Origin of the sequence: Kitasatospora sp. NPDC059408, from assembly GCF_042751525.1 — a bacterium.
Classification (GTDB): domain Bacteria; phylum Actinomycetota; class Actinomycetes; order Streptomycetales; family Streptomycetaceae; genus Kitasatospora.
Map to the genome: position 1 here is coordinate 1 of NZ_JBHYWI010000169.1, position 5,551 is coordinate 5,551.

Sequence of the window (5,551 nt, forward strand, 5' to 3'; positions counted from 1 at the left end):
CTCCCGGCCCGTGCTCAGGAGCGGTCCGCCGCCGGCACCTCGGTGCCGACCGGTGCCGCCGGGGCGGGGGCCGGGGCGGGGGCCCGGCTGCTCCGGTTGAACAGGACGATCGAGGCCACGATGACCGCGAACCCGACGACCTCCGAGAGGGTCGGCCGCTGGCCGACCATCGGCCAGGCGATCAGCCCAGCGGCGATCGGCACCCCGTAGAAGTACGAGGCCACCCGGTCCGCGCTCTCCGAGCGCATCAGCACGAACAGCAGGCTGAGCGCGCCGATCGAGACGCCGACCGACATCCACAGTTCCGACAGGACCAGGTCCCTGGTCCAGTGGACGACACCGGTCTCGAAGACCAGCGCGCCGACGAGCATGACGACGGCCGACGAGCCGGACTGGAGGAAGCCGTTGACCAGCGGATGCGTGCCGGGGTTCTTCATCTGGTAGTAGAACTGCCCGGTGGACAGCCCCGCCAGCCCGAGGAAGTCGAAGGCGACGTTGGTCAGGGTGAGCCCGGACGACGACGCCAGCCCCTGGTAGACCGTCAGGGCCACCCCGGCCAGTCCTCCGGCGAGCGCCAGCACCGACAGCGGCCTGACCTTCCGGGCGGTCGCGACGGAGACCATCAGCCAGACCAGGATCGGCTGGAGCGCGATGATCAGCGCGGACACCGCGGGGGTCATGCCGTAGTACAGCGCGTAGAAGACCCCGGTGGAGAACACCCCTTGCAGCAGGATGCCGCTGAGGGCGAGGTGGACGTAGGCCGAGCGCGTGCGCGGCCACGGGATTCTCAGGCACAGGATGCAGGCGAACAAGACGACCGCGGTCCCGCCGAACCGGATGGCCAGGTAGGCGAACGGCTCCGCGTAGGGCAGGCCGAACCGGCCGCCCACGAAGCCCGATCCGTAGATGGTGACGAACACCAGCGCGATCAGCGAGACCTTGAGGCTCTTGTTCTTCCCGGACACTAGCGCATGCCTGCCTTGGAGCCGGCCGCGAGCGCGGCGGTCTGCGGATGGATCACGTCCGACGCCTTGTCGGTGCCGGTGAGCCGGTCGGTCAGCTCGTACTCGTTGACCAGGGCGAGGATCTCGTTCTTCAGCACCGCGATCGCCCTCGGGTAGTCGGCGTCGGCCACCGCGAGCCGCTCGCTGGGCGCGGTCGAGCGCGAGGCCTTCTCCAGCGCGCCGATCCCGTACATCCGGGACAGGATGCGGCCCAGGATCACGATCTTGGCCTGGGACGAGGCGTCGGCGAGGTGGCTGAAGTTGATGTCGGTCAGGTGGAAGAACGCGTCCTCCAGGTACCCGAACCGGCCGACGAACTCCAGCGGCGAGCGCAGCCCCGAGTCCTGGAACTCGCGCAGGAACAGGTTGGCCAGGTGCTGGCAGAGCAGGTCGTTGGTGCCGTCGAAGATGGTGTAGACCCGCGCGTCGAGCAGGGCGTAGGCGGCGATGTTGTCCGGCGCGCCCATGCGGTAGCCCTCGCCGCCGCACAGCTGCTGGTAGTCGAGGGCCGACTCCAGCATGAGCTCGGAGGAGAGCACCTTGGTGGCCAGGGAGGCGAACATACTGCCTTCCATGTCCGTGCGGTAGTCCTCGTCGAGCATCAGGTGCCGGTACAGCGCGTTGCACACGACGGAGTTCTGCTTGATCCGGCTGACCTTGTACTTCACGTAGTCGATGTCGTGCAGCGTGCCGTCGCCGATCTGCCGGCTCTCGACGTGGTGCAGCGTCTCGGCGGTCAGCCGGCGCAGGAAGCCGCTGGACATGGCGGCCTTGCTGAACCGCGACGCGCAGAGGATCTCGGCGGCGTCGCCCAGGCTCGGCCGGCCCTTGGCGAGGCGGTAGTGTCCGGGCACCCGGATGTCGAGGGTGTTCAGCCCGTAGCCCAGGTTCTTCAGGCCGAGGCTGTCGTAGACCTCGGTGGTCTCGAAGCCGCCGTCGGAGCGCTTGTGGGCGAAGTAGGCGAACTCCTTGCGCTCGGGGTGCTTGGCGCAGACGATCCACCAGTCGGCCTGCTCGCTGAAGGCCTGCCAGTGCTTGACCCCGGTGATGCGGTAGCCGTCGCCGTCCGGCTCGTACGTGGTCCGCATGCGCGCCAGGTTCGATCCGCTGCTCGGCTCGGTGAAGGCGAGGCCGCCGATGACGGGGTTGTCGGCGAAGTCCTCGAAGACCTCCTTCTTGAGCGCCTCGTCGCCGCTGGAGGCGACGTTGCGGAGGAAGAGGACCGTGACGATCATCGTGTACATGCCCATGGGCAGGTTGCGCTCGGACATGATCTCGATGATTTCGCACATCTCCCGGTGGCTCTCCCGGCCGCCGTACGCGCGGGGGATGGCCGGCAGGTAGATGCCGAGGTCGATCAGTTCGCGGAGGCTGTCCTTGGACAGCGGCTCCTGCGGCAGGACGGCGCTGTCGAACGCGCCGATGCCGCGCTGGAAATTGTCGAGGAAAGCGGTGGAGTCGAGGTCGATTAACCGGTTCCGTGGAATGCTCATGGTGATATCCCCGTTTCTTCGGTAGCCCTGCTGATGCGGCTCGTCAGAGCGCCGCGAGTTCCTCGCGGATGTGGTCCGGAATGCGCGCGGTGGCATTGGCCTGGTAATCGAAGTGGATCATTACGGTCGTCCCGCGAGCCACCTCGGCGTCGTTCTGCCGGGCGACCTGTTCGATGGTGATCGACGTGTTGCCGATCTTCGCCACCTTCGTCTCGATGACGACGTCGACGGACGCGAGGATCTGCTTGGTGAAGTCGATCTCGTAGCGGCGGAGGATGAGCGCGAGGTCGCGCATGTTCTCCTCCTTGCTGAACAGCCGGAAGATCGGCAGACGGCCGTGCTCGAACCAGACCGGGACGGCGGAGTTGGTCACGTGGCCGAGGACGTCGACCTCGGAGAAACGCGGCGAGATTGTGACGTTCACATCCAACTCCTAGGACGTCCGACTGTTCGGTTATCAACAGTCTGCCACTGCTGATCATCCGTCAATCGGTATACCGGTCGGTGAGTTGATGTGAACTCGGCCACAAGTGCCCGGTGGGGCGGGCTTCCTGGGTGGATCTTTCCGGATTGATCCGACGATGTCCGGCCACGGCACCGGCCGTGTGGGGATGTGCGTGTGCCCCCGGGCCGTGGAACGGACCGGGGGCACCGGCGGTGTGTCAGAGGCGCTCGGGGACGGGGTTGCCGACCTCTTCGATGGCGTGGCGCACCGGGACCTTCGCCAGTACGGCGAAGCCGATCACGAAGAAGACCAGCAGCGAGATGATGGCCAGCCGGTAGCTGCCGGTGACCTGGTAGGCGAGGCCGAAGACCAGTGGGCCCATCCAGCTGGTGCCGCGGTCGCTGACCTTGTAGACGCTGAAGTACTCGGCCTCGCGCCCGGCCGGGATCATGTGCGAGAACAGCGAGCGGGACAGTGCCTGGCTGCCGCCGAGCACAAGGCCGATCATGCACGCGAGGGCGTAGAACCACGCGGGCTGGTGGGCCGGCATGAAGTAGCCGAGGGCGAGGGTGATCACCCAGCCGACCAGCGAGCCGAGCACGGTCTTCTTGGCGCCGTACCGGCGGGCGATCCGGCCGAGCAGGAGCGCGCCGCCGATCGCGACGATCTGGACCATCAGGACGGCGGCGACCAGCGAGGTCTGGTCCATGCCCAGCTCCTCGCTGCCGTACAGCGAGGCCTGCGAGACGACGGTCTGGATGCCGTCGTTGTAGCAGAGGAACGCGCCGAGGAAGAGCAGGGTCTTGGGGTAGCGGCGCATGCCGCGCAGGGTGTTGGCGAGCTCGCGCAGGCTGCCGGCGGTGGGCTTGCCGTCGGCCGCGGCGCCGGTGCGGGCGGGGGCGACACCGGCCCGGGAGGGCAGCCGGAACAGCGGGACGAGGGTGAACAGCGCCCACCAGAGCCCGGCCGAGGCCAGGCAGATCCGCACGGCCGTGCCGGAGGAGAGGCCGAGCGCGTCGGCGTTCTCGAACAGCGCCAGGTTGGCGACCAGCAGGAGGCCGCCGCCCGCGTAGCCGTACGCCCAGCCCTTGGACGAGACGGCGTCGCGCTCGTCGGGCTTGGCGAGGCCCGGCAGGTAGGCGTAGGAGAGGGCGACCGACACCGCGTACGCGATGTTGGCGACCACCAGCAGCCCGCCGCCGAGGAGGTAGCGGTCGCCGTCGAGGAAGAACATGCCCATGGTGGCGAGCGCGCCCACGTAGGCGAAGCCGCACATGAGCTCCTTGTGCCGCCCGGTGCGGTCGGCGACGGTGCCGGCCAGCAGCATCGCCGCGACCGATATCAGCACCGAGAAGGAGACCGTGTACGGGAAGAAGGAGCCCGCGCGGATGGCGAGTCCCAGCGGGTGGACGTCACCGTTGGCGTCGGCGGCCTTGTTGGCGATCGTCGTCAGGTACGGACCCAGGAAGACCGTCAGGACGGTCGCCGAGAACGCGGCGTTGGCCCAGTCGTTGATGTACCAGCCGAAGCGCGTGCGGTTCAGCGCACGGCTGTCGGTGGCCGTGGCCGGGGTGTCCGGCGCCGGGTGGTCCGGCAGGTCGGTCGCGGTGTTCATGGGTTCCAATCACCGTGCTCGGGCCGCGCCGCCGTCCATCCAGCAGCCGCGTTCGCTGAGGACGTCCCGCAGGACGTCTATGCGATCCGCCATGATGCCATCCACACCCAGGTCGAGTAGAGCCCTGATCCGTGTGGGATCGTCCACAGTCCAGACGTGAACGTGCAGGCCGAGGCGGTGCGCGGCCCGGACGAAGGCCCGGTCGACGACCCGGACGCCGCGGTGCCGCTCGGGCACCTGGGCGCAGATCCCGGCGTACGGTGCCCCGCGGCCGGGCAGCAGCGGGCCGGGCAGCAGTGATTCGGCCAGCGAGCGCAGCCGCAGCCGGGCGACCTCGCGCGGGCCGAGCGAGGTGGCCAGCCGCGGGCCGGCGGCGGCGCGGACGGCGGCGAGGCGGGCGTCGGAGAAGCCGCCGACGCAGACGCGGTCCCACGCGTCGGTGCGGCGGACCGCCTCGACCAGTGGCGCGATGGCCGGGGCGGCCTTGACGTCGATGTTGAAGCGGGCGTCGGGGAACGCGTCGAGCAGCTCCTCCAGCAGCGGGATCGGCTCGGTGCCGCCGATCCTGGCCTGCCGCACGGTGCTCCAGGGCTGGTCGGCGACGGCGCCGGTGCGGTCGGTGACGCGGTCGAGCCGGCTGTCGTGGAAGGCGACCAGGACGCCGTCGGAGGTCGCGTGGACGTCCGTCTCCAGGTAGCGGTAGCCGAGCGCGACGGCGGCCTCGAACGCGGCGAGCGAGTTCTCCGGGCGGCCGAGGTCGCCGCCGCGGTGGGCGAAGGCGAGGGGTCCTCGCTGGTCGAGGAAGGGGTGCAACTCGGCCTCCGGTGTCGTTCTGGTGCGCGCGCGTTACAGTATTACGCATCCTGTCAAGCAGTAATGGGGGCTCAGGCCCTCGGCCCGGCGGGTGCGAACGCCGCAGGGGCCGTCCCCACGCGGGTCGGGACGGGCCCTGGCGGGGTGCGGCGGCCCGGCGCGCACGGCCCCGGGGCGCGGG

The 5,551-nt window shown here is 69.5% G+C and carries 5 protein-coding genes; all 5 read right to left on the reverse strand.

The annotated features are described in order from the left end of the window. Nucleotides 1–14 precede the first annotated feature (14 nt). Nucleotides 15–965 carry a DMT family transporter gene (locus ACFXDE_RS43600; protein ID WP_380499761.1) on the reverse strand — a complete coding sequence of 317 codons (951 nt, stop codon included), beginning with the start codon at nt 963–965 and terminating at the stop codon, nt 15–17. After that, nucleotides 965–2,497, reverse strand: coding sequence for an acyl-CoA dehydrogenase family protein (locus ACFXDE_RS43605; RefSeq protein ID WP_380499762.1), 1,533 nt, complete (start codon nt 2,495–2,497; stop codon nt 965–967). Before ACFXDE_RS43605 ends, ACFXDE_RS43600 begins: the two co-directional genes overlap by 1 nt. A 43-nt stretch (nt 2,498–2,540) precedes the next feature. Continuing rightward, nucleotides 2,541–2,921 (reverse strand): acyl-CoA thioesterase, encoded by a 381-nt coding sequence (locus tag ACFXDE_RS43610; RefSeq protein WP_380445917.1) that lies wholly within the window; start codon nt 2,919–2,921, stop codon nt 2,541–2,543. 238 nt (nt 2,922–3,159) lie between these two features. Then, complete coding sequence (locus ACFXDE_RS43615) at nt 3,160–4,557, reverse strand: MFS transporter (RefSeq protein WP_380499763.1); 1,398 nt, start codon at nt 4,555–4,557, stop codon at nt 3,160–3,162. Nucleotides 4,558–4,566: 9 nt separating this feature from the next. After that, complete coding sequence (locus tag ACFXDE_RS43620) at nt 4,567–5,370, reverse strand: glycerophosphodiester phosphodiesterase (RefSeq protein WP_380499764.1); 804 nt, start codon at nt 5,368–5,370, stop codon at nt 4,567–4,569. Nucleotides 5,371–5,551 lie beyond the last annotated feature (181 nt).

What these genes read in the sequence shown, in the direction of transcription:
- ACFXDE_RS43605 (WP_380499762.1), bottom strand. Translation starts at nt 2,497, where the DNA reads ATGAGCATTCCACGGAACCGGTTAATCGACCTCGACTCCACCGCTTTC.
- ACFXDE_RS43615 (WP_380499763.1), bottom strand. Translation starts at nt 4,557, where the DNA reads ATGAACACCGCGACCGACCTGCCGGACCACCCGGCGCCGGACACCCCG.